At 41.2% G+C, this 18,457-nt stretch carries 19 protein-coding genes; 13 read left to right on the forward strand and 6 right to left on the reverse strand.

Going from position 1 to position 18,457, the window contains the following annotated elements; translation table 11 throughout:
- Nucleotides 1-175: 175 nt before the first annotated feature.
- On the forward strand, nt 176-1,363 hold the full coding sequence (locus tag JOD21_RS14645) for a glycine C-acetyltransferase (protein ID WP_204730339.1): 1,188 nt from the start codon (nt 176-178) through the stop codon (nt 1,361-1,363).
- Between the two features lie 158 nt (nt 1,364-1,521).
- Nucleotides 1,522-1,659 (forward strand): hypothetical protein, encoded by a 138-nt coding sequence (locus JOD21_RS14650; protein ID WP_204730340.1) that lies wholly within the window; start codon nt 1,522-1,524, stop codon nt 1,657-1,659.
- Nucleotides 1,660-1,725: 66 nt separating this feature from the next.
- Here the strand turns inward: JOD21_RS14650 and JOD21_RS14655 are convergent, their stop codons facing one another.
- Nucleotides 1,726-2,076: a DUF3899 domain-containing protein gene (locus tag JOD21_RS14655; RefSeq protein ID WP_204730341.1), complete on the reverse strand. Its 351-nt coding sequence runs from the start codon at nt 2,074-2,076 to the stop codon at nt 1,726-1,728.
- Nucleotides 2,077-2,314: 238 nt separating this feature from the next.
- On the opposite strand from JOD21_RS14655, the gene JOD21_RS14660 reads away from it, so the two are divergent.
- From JOD21_RS14660 to JOD21_RS14690, 7 genes are all read left to right on the forward strand, one after another.
- Nucleotides 2,315-4,000 carry a peptide ABC transporter substrate-binding protein gene (locus JOD21_RS14660; RefSeq protein WP_204730342.1) on the forward strand — a complete coding sequence of 562 codons (1,686 nt, stop codon included), beginning with the start codon at nt 2,315-2,317 and terminating at the stop codon, nt 3,998-4,000.
- A 125-nt stretch (nt 4,001-4,125) separates the two neighbouring features.
- Entirely contained in the window at nt 4,126-5,055 is a 930-nt protein-coding gene (gene opp3b / locus JOD21_RS14665; RefSeq protein WP_041123560.1) for an oligopeptide ABC transporter permease, read from the forward strand.
- A complete protein-coding gene (opp3C, locus tag JOD21_RS14670) occupies nt 5,055-6,086 on the forward strand; it encodes an oligopeptide ABC transporter permease (protein ID WP_204730343.1) in 1,032 nt (343 codons plus the stop codon). Before opp3b ends, opp3C begins: the two co-directional genes overlap by 1 nt.
- Nucleotides 6,087-6,101: 15 nt before the next feature.
- Nucleotides 6,102-7,154, forward strand: a complete 1,053-nt coding sequence (locus JOD21_RS14675) for an oligopeptide/dipeptide ABC transporter ATP-binding protein (RefSeq protein ID WP_204730344.1) — start codon at nt 6,102-6,104, stop codon at nt 7,152-7,154.
- A gap of 12 nt (nt 7,155-7,166) precedes the next feature.
- Nucleotides 7,167-8,096 carry an ABC transporter ATP-binding protein gene (locus tag JOD21_RS14680; RefSeq protein WP_204730384.1) on the forward strand — a complete coding sequence of 310 codons (930 nt, stop codon included), beginning with the start codon at nt 7,167-7,169 and terminating at the stop codon, nt 8,094-8,096.
- Nucleotides 8,097-8,446: 350 nt separating this feature from the next.
- Nucleotides 8,447-9,397, forward strand: a complete 951-nt coding sequence (locus JOD21_RS14685) for an L-threonine 3-dehydrogenase (protein ID WP_204730345.1) — start codon at nt 8,447-8,449, stop codon at nt 9,395-9,397.
- A gap of 194 nt (nt 9,398-9,591) precedes the next feature.
- Complete coding sequence (locus tag JOD21_RS14690) at nt 9,592-10,890, forward strand: ATP-binding protein (RefSeq protein ID WP_204730346.1); 1,299 nt, start codon at nt 9,592-9,594, stop codon at nt 10,888-10,890.
- A 55-nt stretch (nt 10,891-10,945) separates the two neighbouring features.
- Here the strand turns inward: JOD21_RS14690 and JOD21_RS14695 are convergent, their stop codons facing one another.
- A complete protein-coding gene (locus tag JOD21_RS14695; RefSeq protein ID WP_204730347.1) occupies nt 10,946-12,307 on the reverse strand; it encodes a YjiH family protein in 1,362 nt (453 codons plus the stop codon).
- Nucleotides 12,308-12,582: 275 nt separating this feature from the next.
- Between JOD21_RS14695 and sda the strand changes: the two genes are divergently transcribed.
- From sda to JOD21_RS14710, 3 genes are all read left to right on the forward strand, one after another.
- The gene (gene sda / locus JOD21_RS14700; RefSeq protein WP_204730348.1) at nt 12,583-12,726 is read left to right on the forward strand and encodes a sporulation histidine kinase inhibitor Sda; all 144 of its coding nucleotides are present in this window, start codon (nt 12,583-12,585) and stop codon (nt 12,724-12,726) included.
- Between the two features lie 117 nt (nt 12,727-12,843).
- On the forward strand, nt 12,844-13,713 hold the full coding sequence (locus tag JOD21_RS14705) for a Cof-type HAD-IIB family hydrolase (protein ID WP_204730349.1): 870 nt from the start codon (nt 12,844-12,846) through the stop codon (nt 13,711-13,713).
- A 341-nt stretch (nt 13,714-14,054) separates the two neighbouring features.
- Nucleotides 14,055-14,990 (forward strand): aminoimidazole riboside kinase, encoded by a 936-nt coding sequence (locus JOD21_RS14710; protein WP_204730350.1) that lies wholly within the window; start codon nt 14,055-14,057, stop codon nt 14,988-14,990.
- A gap of 81 nt (nt 14,991-15,071) precedes the next feature.
- Here the strand turns inward: JOD21_RS14710 and bshB2 are convergent, their stop codons facing one another.
- From bshB2 to pdxK, 4 genes are all read right to left on the reverse strand, one after another.
- Nucleotides 15,072-15,755, reverse strand: coding sequence for a bacillithiol biosynthesis deacetylase BshB2 (gene bshB2 / locus JOD21_RS14715; RefSeq protein WP_204730351.1), 684 nt, complete (start codon nt 15,753-15,755; stop codon nt 15,072-15,074).
- Nucleotides 15,756-15,773: 18 nt separating this feature from the next.
- Nucleotides 15,774-16,124 (reverse strand): YojF family protein, encoded by a 351-nt coding sequence (locus tag JOD21_RS14720; RefSeq protein ID WP_204730352.1) that lies wholly within the window; start codon nt 16,122-16,124, stop codon nt 15,774-15,776.
- A 293-nt stretch (nt 16,125-16,417) separates the two neighbouring features.
- Nucleotides 16,418-16,693, reverse strand: a complete 276-nt coding sequence (locus tag JOD21_RS14725; protein WP_204730353.1) for an AtpZ/AtpI family protein — start codon at nt 16,691-16,693, stop codon at nt 16,418-16,420.
- A gap of 69 nt (nt 16,694-16,762) precedes the next feature.
- Entirely contained in the window at nt 16,763-17,602 is an 840-nt protein-coding gene (pdxK, locus tag JOD21_RS14730) for a pyridoxine/pyridoxal/pyridoxamine kinase (RefSeq protein ID WP_204730354.1), read from the reverse strand.
- A gap of 223 nt (nt 17,603-17,825) precedes the next feature.
- Between pdxK and JOD21_RS14735 the strand changes: the two genes are divergently transcribed.
- Nucleotides 17,826-18,452, forward strand: coding sequence for a DUF4230 domain-containing protein (locus tag JOD21_RS14735; RefSeq protein WP_204730355.1), 627 nt, complete (start codon nt 17,826-17,828; stop codon nt 18,450-18,452).
- Nucleotides 18,453-18,457 lie beyond the last annotated feature (5 nt).

Raw genomic sequence — 18,457 nt, forward strand, 5'->3', positions numbered from 1 at the left:
GTTATGGTATAGCAAAGTTTATCGCCAGCCAATTTTCACAGAGAAATACATAATGCATACGCATTGCTTTGTCCGTAATACATAAACATGTTAAAATAAATATTGTGTTAAATACTTTCAAAACAACAAAAAATGTTCTTTTCAGAAGGACAAATGTAAACGAGGAGGAAATAAAATGTCTAAAGTACTTCATCAGTTTTTACAGGATAATCTGAACGATTTAAAAGATAAGGGACTATATAATGAAATTGATCCGGTTGAAGGTCCGAATGGCGCGATGATTACAATCGGCGGCCAGGAGCTGATCAACCTTTCTTCTAATAACTATCTTGGGCTTGCAACAAACGATCACTTAAAAGAAGTGGCTAAAAAAGCCATTGATCATTACGGAGTAGGCGCAGGGGCAGTACGTACAATCAACGGAACCCTTGATGTCCACGTTAAGCTTGAAGAAAAGCTTGCTGAATTCAAAGGAACAGAAGCAGCGATTGCCTACCAGTCAGGTTTCAACTGTAATATGGCTGCGATCTCAGCTGTTATGGATAAAAACGACGCAATTCTTTCTGATGAACTGAATCATGCTTCTATTATCGATGGCTGCCGTCTGTCAAAAGCAAAAATCATCCGTGTGAAACACTCAGATATGGATGATCTGCGTGCAAAAGCGAAAGAAGCAACAGAATCAGGTCTTTATAACAAAGTCATGGTGATTACTGATGGCGTATTTTCAATGGATGGAGACGTTGCGAAGCTTCCTGAAATCGTTGAAATCGCGAAAGAATTCGATCTGATCACATATGTGGATGACGCACACGGATCTGGTGTAATGGGTAAAGGAAAAGGAACAGTTAAGCACTTTGGCCTTGAAAAAGATGTGGACTTCCAGATGGGTACACTTTCAAAAGCAATTGGTGTAGTCGGTGGATACGTAGCAGGTACACAGGATCTGATCGACCTGCTGAAAGTCCGTTCACGCCCATTCCTGTTCTCGACAGCACTGACACCTGGAGATACAGTTGCCATTACAGAAGCGCTGCAGATCTTACTTGATAGCACTGAACTTCACGATAAGCTGTGGGATAACGGTGACTACCTGAAAGCCGGTCTGAAGAAACTCGGTTTTGATATTGGTGAAAGTGAAACACCGATTACACCGGTCATCATTGGTGAAGAAAAGCTTACTCAAAAGTTCAGTAAACGTTTATTTGAAGAAGGCGTATACGCAAAATCAATCGTCTTCCCAACCGTCCCCCGCGGCACAGGGCGTGTAAGAAATATGCCTACAGCAGCCCATACTAAAGAACAGCTTGATGAAGCAGTTAAAGTATATGAAAAAGTAGGTAAAGAATTAGGGATTATCTAAAAACCGTATAAATGTCTAATTCGAAACGCACAGAGATAAAATCTGTGCGTTTCTTATATGTAACGATAGACTTACAAAATAAAGAAAATATGATATATTTTAGTGGTGAGAATGTAAGGGACAAAAAGTATATATAAATAAGAAGGGAGTGTACTTAAATGAAAGATTTGAAGAAAGAGTACCCGGTTTTGGAGAAGGATGAATATCATCGGAGAATGAAGAGTAAAAACCACGGTTTAATATTAGATACGATAAATGGCGTATTGAATTTTATTCTGAAAATTGTTTTCAGATGATAAAAAGAGACTTCATTATAATAGAAGCCCCTTAATCAGATTGTCATATGCTTGACCTGCATTACATTAATAATACAGGAAAAGCCCAATCCCCATTAACATGAATGTAATAATACCTGCGAATAAAAGCGGCTTTGTATTAAAATATGACGCAGCGTCAGAAAGAGATCTCATATCCTCCACTTCTTCTTTGGTCATTTTTTTGCCAATCATCAGCACTTTTCTAAGACTGTCCGTTGTAATATCAAAAAAACCTGTACTGAGTATATAGAATGTAACTGCTATAAATAAGTAGATAAAACTGATATAAAAAGAGGCATCAATGAAGCTTTCCAGCCCCGGCTCAGCGTTGCCTGACAGTAAAACTATTCCATAAAAAAGATATCCTAGGAAAACAAATAAAACGGTATATTTCATGCCTGATCTTCACTCCTGTGTTAAAGTTACAATGACAAATCAACAAGGTGACGCTTTTAATCGCTAAAGTGTTACAAAAGTAAAATTAAACCAATATTATTATCATTTTATGACTAATACTATTGTAACACAGGAAATTAAAAAAATAATTCTTTGTAATGTGTGTACAATAGTCAAAAAAATTGTATAATTGTGAATGTATCAATTTTAGATATAAATAAAGGGAGGTCACTTAAGAATGAGAAAGTTTTCTTTTCTACTTGTACTTACGCTAGTAGCAAGCATCTTTTTAGCAGCTTGTTATGGTGGCGACAACGGCTCTGATGACGCTGGTTCAGACGATGCTGGTTCTGATGATGCTGGTTCTGAGACAGCAGGTCAGGAACTACGTGTAATGGAGTCATCTGCAATTCCTGTAATGGACACAATCATGGCGTCTGATACAGTAAGTTTCACAACTATGAACAACGTTATGGAAGGTCTTTACCGTATTAATGCTGATCAGCAAGAAGTTCCGGCATTAGCTGAGGGTGAGCCTGAAGTAAGTGAAGACGGTAAAGTCTACACGTTCAAAATCCGCGAAGATGCAGTATGGTCTAATGGGGATCCTGTAACTGCTAACGACTTCGTATATGCATGGCAGCGCGCTCTTGATCCGGACAGCGGTTCAAGCTACGGACCTTACCTAATGGAAGGTAAAATTGCTGGAGCGTCAGAAGTATTCAACGATGGTGCAGACCCAAGTACACTTGGTGCTAAGGCAATCGATGAAAAAACACTTGAAGTAACACTTGTTAAGCCAATTTCTTACTTCAACTCTCTAATGGCATTCCCAACGTTCTTCCCACAAAACCAGGCTTTTGTTGAAGAACAGGGAGAAGATTATGCAACTAGTGCAGATACAATTCTTTACAATGGACCTTTCGTTCTTGAAAACTGGGACGGCAGTACTGATGGAGAATGGGTTTACGCTAAAAATGAAGACTACTGGGATGCAGATAATGTAGCCCTTGATAAGATTACATTTAATGAAGTAAAAGATTCACAAACAGCTGTAAATGCTTATGAATCAGGTGAAGCTGATATTACAACTAAGCTTTCATCAGAACTTGTACCTCAGTATGAGGGTGATGAAAACATGGTTTCATGGTTAGAGCCAACAGTATTCTGGATCAAGATGAACCAGACGAATGAAGCTCTACAAAACGAAAACATCAGAAGAGCACTTGCAATGGCAATTGATAAGCAGTCTCTAACTGACAATATCTTTAACAACGGTTCTATTCCTGCAAACTATGCTGTACCAAAAGAATTTGTTCAGCATCCTGAAACAGGAGCAGATTTCCGTGAAGCAAACGGCGATATGCTGACTTACAATGTTGAAGAAGCTCAAAAGTTCTGGCAGCAGGGTCTTGAAGAGCTTGGTGTAGATTCTCTTGAACTTCGCTACCTTGGTGGTGACTCTGAAGCTGCTAAGACTTCAGATGAGTTCATCAAAGATCAGCTTGAAACAAATCTTGAAGGATTAACAATTACACTTGAAAGCGTACCTTTCAGTGTACGTCTTGAAAGAGATACTGCTCTTGATTATGACCTTCAAATGGCTGGTTGGGGACCTGACTACCTGGATCCAATTTCTTTCTCTGATCTTTGGATTACAGATGGCGGTAACAACAACATGGCTTACTCAAGTGAAGAGTATGACAGACTTCTAAAAGAAGCTGAAACAACTTATGCTAACGATCCTGTTAAGCGTTGGGAAACACTTCAGGAAGCTGAAAGAGTACTATTAGAAGAAGATGCTGCGATTGTTCCAATCTACCAGCGTCAGTCTAATATCCTTGTAAATGAGAATGTAAATGACTTTACTTATCATTTCGTAGGACCTGAGTACAGCTTCTATCCAATTTCTATGGGTGAATAATTAAATCGTAAGAATTAAAATGATATGATGACCTGGAAGAGAGAGTATGATTTTATACTCTCTCTTTCAGTGTCAAAAAGTATTCTAAAAATATTTTATATTCGCACAAAATGGAGGTGTGAAGATTGGGTAAATATGTCTTGCAACGCATATTTTATATGGCGTTAACCTTATTTATCGTAATCTCTTTAACGTTTTTCCTGATGCAGTTAATACCTGGTTCACCTTTTTCCACTGCTGCTAAGCTCTCAGACTCACAACTGGCAATTATGAATGCAAAATACGGACTCGATCAGCCTTTGCCGGTACAGTATGCAATGTATATGGGTAATGTGCTTCAGGGAGATCTCGGTGTATCTTTTCAATTCAGTAACACGCCTGTCACTGAATTAATTGCAGGGAGAATTGGTCCTTCTTTATCCTTAGGATTGCAGGCAATGATTTTCGGTACAATTTTCGGAATCTTACTTGGAATCATTGCGGCTCTCAGACAGAATACATGGCTTGATTATGGTTCCACGTTTGTTGCCGTTCTTGGTAAATCAATCCCGTCATTTGTATTTGCTGCAATGCTTCAATATATTATTGGTGTTCAGTTAGGCTGGTTACCTGTAGCATTTTGGCGTGGGTTTGAGTATTCCATCCTTCCTACGATTGCATTGTCCATATTCCCCATCTCGATTGCTGCCAGATTTATGAGAACAGAAATGATTGATGTTCTAGGTTCGGATTATATTACTCTTGCAAAAGCAAAAGGTGCTTCAGGTTATGAAATTGCCTTTAAACATGCAATGAGAAATGCGCTGATTCCGGTTGTAACAGTTTTAGGACCATTAACTGTAAGTTTAATTACAGGTTCTCTGGTAGTAGAACGGGTATTTGCAATTCCTGGACTCGGTGAACAATTCGTTACATCAATTAACGTACTAGATTACTCTGTTATTATGGGTACAACAATACTATTTGCGTCGCTATTTATTTTCACAGTGTTTGTAGTAGATATTCTTTATAGTATTATTGATCCTCGTATCAGATTGTCAGGGGGAAATAACTAATGGCAAATCATTCCGATAAGCGCTTTCCAAAAGCGATGTTCGAACCTGCCCAGGTAGATGAAGCGCTGGCAGAAAAAATTGAAAAGCCAAGTTTGAACTTTTGGCAGGATGCTTTTTTAAGAGTCAGAAAAAATAAGGCCGCAATTATCAGTTTCATCATCTTAATGCTACTGGTTATTGTGACATTTGTAGGTCCATATATTAATGGTTATGACAGCGAAACTCAAAATGCTGCCCATTCTAACCTTCCGCCGAGAATTGATGCACTGGCAGATGTCAGCTGGCTTCCATTTGAAGGTACGTGGGAAGATCGAAATGGAAATACGCTTTACCCGTACGAAGAACGCGGTATTGAAGAATCATACTGGTTTGGAACGGATAAATTTGGACGTGACCTGTTTACCCGCTTATGGGAAGGTGTTCAGATTTCATTATTAATTGCAGTTCTTGCAACGGCTATTGATATGATCATCGGTGTATCATATGGTGCCATTTCCGGTTATTTCGGAGGCAGAGTTGATAATATCATGCAGCGTATCATTGAGATTCTGACAGGTATTCCTAACCTGGTTATTGTTATTCTATTAATCCTGGTCCTCGAGCCTGGTATACTGTCCATTACACTTGCCCTGGCCATAACCGGCTGGACAACCATGGCGCGTGTTGTACGTGGACAGGTTCTGAAATTAAAAAATCAGGAGTTTGCGCTTGCCTCTAAGACACTTGGTGCCACTGATTTCCGTATTATCTTTAAGCACCTGATGCCAAATATGGTCGGTGTTATTATCATCAATACAATGTTTACAATTCCGAATGCGATTTTCTTTGAAGCATTCTTAAGCTTTATTGGACTCGGACTGCAGCCACCTGATGCTTCACTTGGAACACTGATTGAAGATGGGTTCAAGGTTATGCTTCTGTATCCATCCCAGTTAATTATTCCATCAATCGTGATTAGTATTCTGATGATTACGTTCAACCTAATGGCTGATGGATTGCGTGATGCATTCGATCCAAAAATGAGAGACTGAGGCTGGTGAATAATCGTGAATAATATTTTAGAAGTAAAAGATTTAAATATTTCTTTTCACACTTATGCCGGAGAAGTTCAGGCGATCAGAGGTGTGAACTTTGAATTGAGAAAGGGAGAAACGCTTGCGATTGTTGGGGAATCAGGTTCAGGGAAATCTGTAACCACTAAATCTATTATGAGACTTCTTCCAAAATCAAATTCAGAGATTAAGCAGGGAAGCCAGATTTTATTTGATGGCAAAAACCTTGCTGAACTGTCAGATAAAGCAATGGAAAAAATCAGAGGAAAAGATATTTCGATGATTTTTCAGGATCCAATGACTTCATTGAATCCGACAATGAAAATTGGCAAACAGATTGCAGAGCCATTAATTAAGCACCAGAACTTTTCAAAATCACAGGCAAAGCAAAGAGCGCTTGAACTGCTGGAACTTGTAGGACTGCCTAATCCTGAAATCAGAATTAATCAGTATCCTCACCAATTTTCAGGAGGACAGCGTCAAAGAATCGTTATTGCCGTTGCACTTGCCTGTAATCCAAAAGTTTTGATCGCAGATGAGCCGACTACTGCACTTGACGTGACGATCCAGGCTCAGATTCTGGACCTGATGAAAGATCTTCAGAATAAAATTGATACATCTATTATTTTCATTACACATGACCTCGGCGTAGTAGCGAGTGTAGCTGACCGTGTAGCTGTTATGTACGGCGGTAAAATTGTAGAGGTAGGAACAGTAGATGAAATCTTTTATAATTCACAGCACCCATACACATGGGGGCTGATCAGTTCAATGCCAAGCATTGATACAGAAGACGACGAATTGTTTGTGATCCCAGGGTCTCCGCCGGATCTATTAAATCCTCCAAAAGGGGATGCTTTTGCAGCGCGTAACCGCTATGCGATGGCAATTGATCAGAGTGAAGAACCACCGATGTTTAAAGTTTCAGATACACATTATGCAGCAACCTGGTTATTGCATCCGGATGCACCGGTAATCGAGCCGCCGGAAGCTGTGCAAAGAAGAAGAAAGCAATTCCCTGGAAATGTAACTAAGGGGGAGAAATAAATGACTGAGAAAATGGCTGAAAAGTTAATTGAAGTAAAAAATCTAAAGTTATTTTTCAATGAAGGTAAAAAAAATGAAGTAAAAGCTGTTAACGATATCAGCTTTGATATCTATAAAGGTGAGACACTTGGTCTCGTAGGAGAATCGGGCTGCGGTAAGTCAACAACAGGCCGTACACTGATCCGCCTTTATAACGCTACTGACGGGGAAGTAAACTATCGCGGTGAGAATGTCCATGATGTGAAAAACAAAGAGAAAACGCTGGAATTCAACCGCCGTATGCAAATGATCTTTCAGGATCCCTATGCATCTCTGAACCCGAGAATGAAAGTAGTGGATATTATTGCTGAAGGAATTGACCTTCATGGGCTTGCTTCTTCTAAGAAAGAACGTGAAGAAAAAGTTCATGAGCTTTTAGAAATTGTTGGTCTGAATCGTGATCACGCTGGCAGATATCCTCATGAATTCTCAGGCGGACAGCGCCAGCGTATCGGAATTGCCCGCGCACTGGCTGTGGACCCTGAATTCATTATCGCCGATGAGCCGATCTCAGCACTGGACGTATCGATTCAGGCACAGGTCGTTAACCTGATGAGAAAACTTCAGAAAGATAAGGGCTTAACGTATCTATTCATTGCCCATGATCTATCAATGGTAAAGTATATCAGTGACCGTATCGGTGTCATGTATTTTGGAAAGCTGGTTGAACTGACAACGAGTGAAGAATTATACAAAAATCCATTACATCCTTATACACAATCACTTTTATCTTCTATCCCATTCCCGGATCCTGATTATGAGCGTCAAAGAGTACGTAAAACTTACGATCCGAAAAGCCATCAGTACACTGACAGTGATGACGTGAAAATGCGTGAAGTGAAACCTGGACACTTTGTTTATTGTTCAGAAAAAGAAATGCAGGAAATGAAAAAAACTTTTTAATATGACTTGTATGAAAAAACCAGCCGTGATGGCTGGTTTTTTTAATGTATTCAGGTGAGAATGACAAGCGACCGCTGACGAAAGCATTTCGTAAACCAGCAGGATGATTTTATAGACAAACCATATGATGTTATAAATAGCACAATTTATCGCAAACAGCTATGATTCCACCAACCTTCTCCTGAAATAATTAATCATAATAAACTTATTTATAAAATATGTCCTTCCAGTATAAACATTTTAATTGATATATGTTAAATTAATAGAGAAATAACTATTTGATAACAATAATTGTATTCCTGAAATGGACATTTGTTCTTTTAAATATAACATGCAATGGAGGGTTTCATATGAAACGTATATTAGTCACTGGAGCGCTTGGTCAGATTGGATCGGAATTAATTACAAAACTTCGTGCTGAATACGGGGCGGACAACGTCATCGCATCTGATATCCGTACAGCAGACACAGAAGCTGTGACTGGAGGTCCATTTGAAATCCTTGATGTCACAGACGGCGCAAAGATGAATGAGCTCGTGTCAAAATACAATGTAGATACAATGATGCATATGGCTGCACTGCTTTCAGCCAAAGCAGAGGAATCTCCTCAGCTTGCGTGGCATCTGAATATGGGCGGACTGATGAACGGTCTTGAAACAGCCCGTGAGCATAACCTGCAATTTTTTACGCCAAGTTCTATTGGGGCTTTTGGTCCTGATACACCGAAAACACATACACCGCAGGATACAATTCAGCGTCCGACAACGATGTACGGTGTGAACAAAGTGTCAGGTGAGCTGCTATGTGATTATTATTTCAAACGCTTTGGCGTTGATACCCGTGGCGTACGCTTCCCGGGTCTGATCTCGTATGTAACGCCACCAGGAGGCGGTACGACTGATTATGCAGTGGAAGTTTATTATGAAGCATTAAGATCAGGGAGCTATACTTCTTATATTGATAAAGGTACGTATATGGATATGATGTATATGCCGGATGCGCTTCAGGCCATTGTGGACCTGATGGAAGCGGATCCTGCAAAGCTGAAGCATCGTAATGCGTTTAATGTGACTGCAATGAGCATTGAGCCGGAAATGGTCGCTGCTGAAATCAAAAAGCATATACCTTCTTTTGACATGAACTATCAGCCGGATCCTGTACGTCAGGCAATCGCTGACAGCTGGCCGGATGCGATTGATGCATCAGCAGCAAAGCAGGAGTGGGGCTTTAAAGCGCAGCATGATCTGGCATCTATGACAAAAGATATGCTGACGAAACTCCGTACAACCATAACAAACTAATTCATACTAAAGCTGTTTTGAGCCTGATTAAAGGGTTTTGAAACAGCTTTTTTCTATTTTGGATAAATTTTACCTTATTTATAAGAGTTCGACCTTTTCCTTCAAAAATCGACATGGTATGATAATAGTATTGATTGACGCTTTCATAAGGGTAGTAAATACATATAAAAATAGAATGATTGGCAGGTGAGAAAATGCTGCAATCCTATACATTTTCACAAATAAAGGGCCTGATCGGTATTATTGCGATCGTATTTTTCGTTCAAATTGTTTTTATCGTGTCAGGGTTGAATTCCTGGTTTTCAACAACGACCTATATATTGATTGAAATGATTGTTGCCATAACACTGTTTTGGCTGGGCATTATGATTTACAAACGGGCACAATCTCTCAGAAATCTTTTTAAAGAGATGGAAGAGGAAGAATTTAAAATGTCAGCGATGATTCAGTCAATGCCGGATTTTGTGTGCTTTAAAGACGGCCAGGGAAGATGGATCAGAACAAATGATTTTGGTCTGGAGCTATACGGGCTGAAAGGAAAACATTATATCGGAAAGACTGACGGGGAACTTGGAGAGGTTAATCCATTTTTTAAAGAAGCATTTGATTACTGCGTATTGACCGATGAACAGACCTGGCAAAAAGGGACGACTGACCGCAGTGAGGAATCCTTCTATGTGGAATCGGGTGAATACAAGTCATTTGATGTGATCAAAGTACCGATTTTTCATAAGGATGGAAGCAGAAAGGCACTGATTACAATCGGACGTGATATTTCTCAGCAGAAAGCAGCTGAAGAACAGTTGCTGAGACGTGAAAAGCTCTCTGTTGCCGGCGAACTTGCATCCGGCATTGCCCATGAAATTAAAAATCCACTGACCAGTCTGAAGGGATACGTTCAGCTGATGAAAGAAAATGGACCATTATCCGATGAACGTGTGGAACTGATGGCTTCAGAAATTGACCGTATTCAGTCAATCACAGAGGAACTATTGGTGCTGTCAAAGCCGGAGATTAAAAAGCATGAACAGTTTTCAATCTGTGATTCTGTTGAATACGTCATTAACTTTATGAAGCATCAGGCAGCTGCGAAAGATATTAAAATCGAAGTAAATCGACTGCAGGCGAAAGACCGTTATGTATACGGGGATCGTAACCAGATCGTACAGGTTTTTATCAACTTGATTAAAAACAGTATCGAAGCCATTGAGAGTGAAGGTGAAATCCTGATCAAGCCTGTGATTGAAAACAAAATGATCCAGATTGAAATCTGTGATTCCGGACCGGGTATCCCAGAAGAAATGTTTGAGAAAATCTCTGAACCGTTTTACACAACCAAAGAAAAAGGTATGGGCCTCGGGCTGACGATCTGTCATAGAATCGTTCAGGCGCACGGAGGGACCCTAACCTTTGAAAACCTTTCTGAAGGCGGAACAAACGCCATCGTCAAATTACCAGTCTACAAACAGGAAAAGACACTTACAAAAACGTAAGTGTCTTTTGTTTGTCTATTAAACTTTTACTATGTAATAGCCCGCTATATCAGAGCTAAAACAGTAAATGCGCGACACCGGCAATAATCGGCAGCGTGATAATCGTACGAAGTAAGAAAATTAACACAAGGTCCAGGAAATTAACCGGCACCTTAGAACCGAGCAGTACGCCACCAACCTCAGACATATAGATCAGCTGAGTAACCGATACAGCTGCAATGACAAAGCGCGTCATTTCAGACGGGATATCAGCACCAATGATAGCCGGCAGGAACATATCAGCAAAACCGACAACCATTGTCTGAGCGGCATCAGCAGCATTTGGGAGTTGAAGAAGTTCAAGGATCGGTACAAACGGTGTACCAAGAATAACGAAGAAGCTTGTTTCTTCAGCGAGAATCAGCGCAATCGTACCAAAAGCCATAACCACTGGTGCTACGCCTAACCACATATCTAATACATTTTTCATACCGCTCTTGAAGAAGTGACTGACGCTATTGTTTTTCTTCGCAGCTTCAATCGCCATTTCGGTCCCGTGCTGAATGCGTGATTTACCATCAGGAACATCCTCAAGTGATTCTTCTTCCTCTGCTTCAGAAATATACGTCTTTTTCTTCAGCGATAATGGCGGAATTCGCGGCATAATAATCGCAGCGATAAATCCGGCTAATGCAATTGTCAGATAAAATGGAATAAAGTAAGCTTCGAGATCTACTTCTTTTATAATGACAATACTGAAAGTGATAGAAACGATTGAGAACGTTGTCCCGATAACTGCAGCTTCACGTTTTGAATAATGACCTTCTTCATACTGCTTATTTGTCAGCATAACGCCGATTGTTCCGTCACCGAGCCATGAAGCGAGAGAATCAATTGAAGCACGGCCTGGTAATCTGAATAATGGACGCATAATTTTTGCCATCAGTGTACCAAACCACTCCAGGAGCCCGAAGTTAAGCAGCAACGGAAGAAATAGTCCTGCAAATAGGAATAAAGAGAATAATAGCGTAATCAATCCGCCTTCACCGAGCAGAAGTCCGCCCGTGTATTCAGACCAGATCAGCTCTGTTGAACTGCCGCCAAGCTGAAAAAGTGTAATCACTGCAAAGACAGCAGCAAGGATTCTGACAATCACCCAGAACCATGAAACCATAAATAAATTATTTCTGAATTCATAATTTGTAATAAAATCAGGCTTTGCTACACGTGCAGTCAATGAAACAACTGCAGCAATGATGATTAGCAATGTCATAAGCGCAGGAATTGCACTGCCGATTAATAACTGCAGCCAATCAGATAGAATAGCGATTGGAATGGTAACAGCCTCTTCAGTAGGAATCGGCATCATAAATAGAAATATCCCGATAATTGAAGGGATAATAAAGCGCAAATAGTCTTTTGCTGTAAAAGTATTCATATTTTTTCTCCTTTGGACTGAACTTTATTCAATAATAATGAATAAAAATAAGACAGACTTAATTTTAATTCACACCTCCAGTGAAATCAATGATTTAGTTTGAAAAATATCAGTAAGCGCTTTCAATTTCATTTAACCATTTTTAAGCTGTACAATCAAATACAGCATGATTTTAAGAGGTAGAATTTATGAACTGAACCCTTATAAGCAGGTTTATTTAATGTGAAGCCTGGGAAAAATAACTTTATAAAAAAAGAATAATGAGGTGGGGCTGGATGAATACACTTGATCATTTATCAGATGAGAAATTATTAGAAGCACTGAAATCTGCGAAAAAGCAGAACCTTGAAAAAGATTTTATACAATTGCTTGAAGAAGAAGTAGAAAAAAGAGGCCTCCGCGCCCAGATGTGCTCATAACAGCAGGTGTCTGCTGTTTTTTATTTTGTATGATATTTGTAAATTCTGAGCAGTGTAACCCCTTCCAGAAAATCCACTATGATACAATAGTCCAATCAATAACAAGTAGGTGAAAAAATGATTAAACTAATTGCTTCCGATATGGATGGTACGCTGCTCAATGGCAGCCATGAAGTCGGAAAAGAAACCGTTCAGGCAATCAAAGAAGCAAAAGATGCCGGAATTGAAGTCATTATCGCAACAGGCAGATCCTATAAAGAAGCAGTCGTTCCGCTCAAAAATGCCGGTCTCTCACTTCCGGTCATTGTTGTCAATGGAGCTGAAATCCGCAATGAAAAGGGTGAACAGCTCTACCAGGAAGGTCTTAGCACACAAAAGGCTAACGAAGCAGCTGATGCACTTGAACAGCTTGATATTTACTTTGAAATTTATACTGAAGAAGGTACGTATACAAATCATAGGGAACATGGGATTCAACTCTTGATTGACATCTTTTTAACGTCCAATCCCGATACACCGCTTCCACACGTAAAAGAAGAAGCAGAAAACCGGTATGATGAAGGCCACGTTCATGTAGTGGATGATTATCATGCAGTATTTTCTTCATCAGAAACGGTCTATAAGTTTCTTGCTTTCTCATCCAAACCTGAAAAGCTGGAAAAAGCAAAAGAGGTGTTAAATAACCTCGGCGGACTTGCAATCAGTTCATCAGGTAAAGAAAATCTTGAAATCACAAGTGTTGATGCACAAAAAGGAATCGCGCTTGAATGGTTTATTAATCAGCGCGGGATCGATGCAGAAGATGTGATGGCTATTGGAGATAATTATAATGATGTTTCTATGATGAAGCTTGCCGGCTGGTCAGTTGCTATGGGGAATGCCCCTAAAGACATTCAGGAAATCTGCCGTCACGTCACATCAACGAACCGTGAAGAAGGCGTGGCAAAAGCGATTCGTAAGCTGACTGAGACAGAAGCGAAAGTGTAAAGTTGTCCAGCTCCAGCAGGCAGGTCCTCGAGTCATAAGCCACAAAGTGCTAAAGGGAAAGTTCGCCCTTTTTCACTTTGCGTCTTATGCTTGTCGGACCTGAACGCCTGCTTCCGCTTTTCTTATGATCCAGCTCCAGGCGCTAGCTCCTCGGGTCATAAGCCGCGCATCGGTAAACGGGGAAAACCACCCGTTTTCCGCTCCACGTCTTATGCCTGTCGGAGCTGAACGAGCGCCATCCACTTTTCTTAGTTAAGCCGTATCCTATATTATTAGGAGCGGCTTGTTTTGATTTTATATGATAAACTTTTAACTATTATATCGTCACAGGAGGAGCTCACATGAAAAAAGGTGTTATTTCTTTAGGGGAAGCTTTAATCGATTTTATCCCGACTGATGAAACAAATGATTTTTACTACAAAAGTCCAGGCGGTGCGCCGGCTAATGTGGCTGTTGGGGTGGCGCGTCTAGGGCTGCCGTCTTATTTTGCGGGAAAAGTCGGTGAAGATGTACTTGGAAGGTTCCTTGAACGTACGTTAAAGCAATATGGTGTGAACACTGAATATATGCATTTTGACCATGATCACCGCACAGGTGTTGTATTTGTCACGCTTGATCAGGGGGAAAGGAGCTTTGACTTTTACATAGACCCGAGCGCAGACAGATTTTATAAAGCAGAAGAACTGAATGAAGCGCTTTTTGAAGAAGCAAGAATCCTTCACTTCGGTTCTATCTCTATGATCAGTGAACCGGCGAAATCAGCCACGAAGAAAGCTGCAGAAATTGCCCGTGAAAAGGGCATGATCATTTCCTATGATCCGAATCTGCGCATGTCACTCTGGTCTAATGAAGAAGAAGCCCGCAGAACGATTTCTTCCATGCTTGATCAGGCAGATGTTGTGAAAATTTCAGAAGAAGAGCTGGAATTTTTAACAGGTACTGAAGATATTCAAAAAGGTGCGGAAGTGATGAAGCAGTTTGGCATTCCTTTGCTGCTGATTACCATGGGAGCGGAAGGAAGCTGGGTGTTTACTCAAGACGGGGCGCAGCACGTTCCTGCTATTATAGTACAGGCAGTCGATACAACCGGCGCAGGAGATGCTTTTGTATCCGGTATGCTGTATTCACTTCATGAGTATGAAGGGGAAGTGCGCGATGTGAAGCTTGAAAAGGCTGTTGATATGGTGAAGCTTGCCAGCCGCTCAGGTGCACTGGCAGCCTCTGTTAAAGGTGCCATGACAGCACTGCCGACAATTGAGGAATTGAAAAGGTCATAATAAAAAGCCCGTTTGGTGAACGACTTAAGGTCATTTACCAAATGGGCTTTTTTGTGGAAAAAATCATTTTCTCGTATCAGTTTATTCATACCCTTGGTCAAATCGGTATTTAAAAAACCGTTCTTGCGTCACCCACTGGATGGCTTCCGGGTCATTTTCACCGAGTCTTTTCTCAAGGTCTTCAAGAATCCATGCAGTTTGTGAAATATGTGCACGCATTGCATTTAACTTGATATCCATTACTTCCTTCACATCATTGATCACATCAGGCTCGCCAAGACCTTCGCCTGTATTATTTGCAAAAGCAACACAGTGAAGCTTTGGACGGGTGCTTTCATCCATGCGGTGAACAGCTCTTACAACAGCACGTGCTGTCGCTTCATGGTCGGGATGAACACAATAGTCCGGATAAAATGTGATCACAAGTGAAGGATTCGTTTCCGTAATCAGTGACTGCATCATTTCAACCATTTTCTCATCATCTTCGAATTCAACGGTCTTATCGCGCAGACCCATCATTCTGAGGTCAGTGAGTCCCATCGCGTTTGCTGCTGCTTTTAATTCTTTCTTACGGATCTCAGGCAATGATTCTCTTGTAGCGAACGGTGGATTACCAAGGTTTCTGCCCATCTGTCCAAGTGTCAGGCAGGCATAAGTCACACCTGTACCGCTTTTAATATGTGATGCAATCGTTCCGGAGACACCAAACGCTTCATCATCCGGATGAGGGAATACGACTAAAACATGGCTTTCTTTTTCAATCATATGTTTTTCTCCTTTCTCTTACTCAAAAGGCGTTTCGCTGATCTGTAGTGATACAGCCAGCTTACCCTGGTGATCGTGTCCCGCCATCAACAGGCGGCCATGATCGTCGAGTTCATAGTGAGTGATACCCTGAGCGTAGATCCAGCCAAGGCTGCCAAGCTTCAGGCCAACTCTTGAAGGGGGATCCCCGATAATCTTTCCAAGTTCATATTCTACTTTTGCATTTCTGATGAATGCGCCGGCATTAAAAAACTTTTCATCAAAATGGGATGCGTATGATCCGTTTGTTGTTTCTAAATGGATATACACTTCTTTATTTGCAAAACGGTTAATCAATTCTTGTACTGCTTCAATTTTGACAGGCTCCATAGTGCTCCTCCTTGCCTATAATCATCTTGTTCTATTTTACTTCAAATTGTTCAGGATTGCGAAAAGGCTGTTTTGATTCCTACAATAAAAAAAGCTAAGACAGATGTCTTAGCTGTAAACCGGTTCACTACGCTTCAGGCGGAAGCTTTCCGCAGGGCCGGCGCTGAGCCTCCTCGAGCTGCGCTCTGTGGGATCTCAGCTAACCGGCTTCTCCTGCTGGAGTCACCGCCTTACGCTCCGTTCACCTCAATCTTTCTTTTGACTGCGAAATATTAACAAATTGTTTGCTCTCATTAATTTGTTGGATCTTTTATTTTACGCTCGTTATCACTGTCAGGATTATACCCTGAGTTATTTTCTCTTTCAGGTGTACGTTCTGTGTGAAGAGGGGCTTCATTGTTTTTCTTGATTTCCTGCTTTCGTTGACCGGTATAGAAACCGGCAGCGACTGCAGCAATGATTCCGCCGATCAGACCGGCAATTGCGGCTGTACCAAGCGAGCCGGTGATCAGATAAAAACCGCCAAAGGCGCCAAGAGCGACTGCGATTGCAACGATAAAGTTAATCATGTTTTCACCTCATTTAAGAAATCCTGTTTTTTACGTATATTCCTTAAACAAGGTAAATTAAACTTTTAATTACGCATTGAGTGTTTCTTTTTTAATCTCAATCTTTCCATAGCGGCTGTGAGCCCCGTGCATCACAGGACCAACATATTCATTCAGCTTCCATCCGTGATGAATGGCAGATGTAACGAATTCTTTTGCATTCGCTACAGCTTCTTTTAACTCAAGACCGTTAGCAAGGTTCGCTGTAATAGCCGCTGCAAATGTACAGCCGGCACCATGATTATAAGAAGTGTCAGCTTTCTCAGCTTCAAGCAGTGTGAATGTTGAACCGTCGTAGAAGAGGTCAACTGCCTGATCATGCTCAAGCTGCTTCCCACCTTTTACAACGACAGACTTTGCACCCATTTCTACAATTTTTGCAGCCGCTGCTTTCATATCTTCAATTGTACGGATCGGACCAACGCCTGACAGTTGCCATGCTTCAAACAGGTTAGGTGTGACCACCATTGCGCGTGGAAGCAGGTGTTCCTGCATGGCACCAACTGTCTCAGGGTGCAGAACCTCGTCTTCACCTTTACAGACCATAACCGGGTCAATAACCACCTTATCCGTTTCAGCGCGGTCAATTGCCTGTGCTGCTGTTTCGATGATTTCGACTGATCCGAGCATGCCTGTTTTGAGGGCCTGAACACCAGTAGATAAAGCAGTATCAATCTGAGCTTTTAACGTATCGATCGGAAGCGGATGGACGTTGTGTGACCAGTGATTGGCAGGATCCATTGTTACAACTGTCGTCAAAGCAGTCATCCCGTATGTGCCGTGCTCCTGAAATGTTTTAAGGTCAGCCTGGATACCGGCACCACCGCTTGTATCTGAACCTGCTATAGTAAGTGTTTTATTTAAAGACATAAAAAACCCTCCAAAGATTATTTCCTTCATCATAGCACGCACAGGGAATGTTTGAAAACGTCCTGCATTTCCCGGGAAATAGTGAGTAGTTTTGACAGGATTTTGTCTATGCGCATATGCTGATGCGTTTTCAAAACAGGAACAGGTTTCCAACCTTCGACAATTTCCGTATAATGAACGGTGTATGAAAAATCCGGCCTGCGGGCTGTTACGTGGTGATAAAATGAGAAGGTCATTATTCCTGATCTGGCGCTTAAAAAGCGTATTGATCGGACTATTAATTTTAGCGGTCATTGTTGGGGCAGTTATTTTCGGGTATCAATATATAGCAGGTGATAATAAGCAGCAGAACTCTGAAACGTTCATTGAACAGGTGAAGGATATGAACGCGCTGGCGACTTCACAGGCATTTATTAAAACGATTGTTGAACAGACAGATAATCAGCTGTTCGGTCAGGATATAAACGTCAATTTCCCGGGAACACAGCGTACATTGCTGTTGGTTGTGCCAGGCACAGTTCTTGCAGGTGTGAATCTGGATCAGCTGACAGAAGATGATATCCAGATAAACGAAGAAGAAGGAACAGTCTCTTTGAAGCTTCCGCGTGCTGAATTACTGCAGGAGCCTGCCCTCAGAATGGATGAAGTTGAGGCCTTTTCAGTAGAAGGCATCTTCAGAAGCAATGTGAACTGGGAAGAAGGCTTTGAAATTGCTGCTGAAGCACAGGCGTTGATGGAACAAGAGGCAGTTGAGCAAGGCGTTCTTGTACAGGCTGAGGAAAATGCGGTGAGCGCACTGACAGAGTTCTTCGAGTATGCAGGATATGAGGCGGATATTACTTTTGAGTGAGGAGT

The organism is Jeotgalibacillus terrae (genome assembly GCF_016908195.1).
Classification (GTDB): Bacteria; Bacillota; Bacilli; order Bacillales; family Jeotgalibacillaceae; genus Jeotgalibacillus; species Jeotgalibacillus terrae.

Bases quoted from the DNA above. Each gene is read 5' to 3' on its own strand.
- JOD21_RS14685 (WP_204730345.1), top strand. From the start codon at position 8,447: ATGAAACGTATATTAGTCACTGGAGCGCTTGGTCAGATTGGATCGGAA.
- JOD21_RS14680 (WP_204730384.1), top strand. From the start codon at position 7,167: ATGGCTGAAAAGTTAATTGAAGTAAAAAATCTAAAGTTATTTTTCAAT.
- JOD21_RS14720 (WP_204730352.1), bottom strand. From the start codon at position 16,124: ATGGAGCCTGTCAAAATTGAAGCAGTACAAGAATTGATTAACCGTTTT.
- JOD21_RS14660 (WP_204730342.1), top strand. From the start codon at position 2,315: ATGAGAAAGTTTTCTTTTCTACTTGTACTTACGCTAGTAGCAAGCATC.
- sda (WP_204730348.1), top strand. From the start codon at position 12,583: ATGAATACACTTGATCATTTATCAGATGAGAAATTATTAGAAGCACTG.
- JOD21_RS14735 (WP_204730355.1), top strand. From the start codon at position 17,826: ATGAGAAGGTCATTATTCCTGATCTGGCGCTTAAAAAGCGTATTGATC.
- JOD21_RS14710 (WP_204730350.1), top strand. From the start codon at position 14,055: ATGAAAAAAGGTGTTATTTCTTTAGGGGAAGCTTTAATCGATTTTATC.
- JOD21_RS14650 (WP_204730340.1), top strand. From the start codon at position 1,522: ATGAAAGATTTGAAGAAAGAGTACCCGGTTTTGGAGAAGGATGAATAT.
- JOD21_RS14695 (WP_204730347.1), bottom strand. From the start codon at position 12,307: ATGAATACTTTTACAGCAAAAGACTATTTGCGCTTTATTATCCCTTCA.
- JOD21_RS14705 (WP_204730349.1), top strand. From the start codon at position 12,844: ATGATTAAACTAATTGCTTCCGATATGGATGGTACGCTGCTCAATGGC.
- JOD21_RS14725 (WP_204730353.1), bottom strand. From the start codon at position 16,693: ATGATTAACTTTATCGTTGCAATCGCAGTCGCTCTTGGCGCCTTTGGC.
- pdxK (WP_204730354.1), bottom strand. From the start codon at position 17,602: ATGTCTTTAAATAAAACACTTACTATAGCAGGTTCAGATACAAGCGGT.
- JOD21_RS14655 (WP_204730341.1), bottom strand. From the start codon at position 2,076: ATGAAATATACCGTTTTATTTGTTTTCCTAGGATATCTTTTTTATGGA.
- bshB2 (WP_204730351.1), bottom strand. From the start codon at position 15,755: ATGATTGAAAAAGAAAGCCATGTTTTAGTCGTATTCCCTCATCCGGAT.
- opp3C (WP_204730343.1), top strand. From the start codon at position 5,055: ATGGCAAATCATTCCGATAAGCGCTTTCCAAAAGCGATGTTCGAACCT.
- JOD21_RS14645 (WP_204730339.1), top strand. From the start codon at position 176: ATGTCTAAAGTACTTCATCAGTTTTTACAGGATAATCTGAACGATTTA.
- JOD21_RS14690 (WP_204730346.1), top strand. From the start codon at position 9,592: ATGCTGCAATCCTATACATTTTCACAAATAAAGGGCCTGATCGGTATT.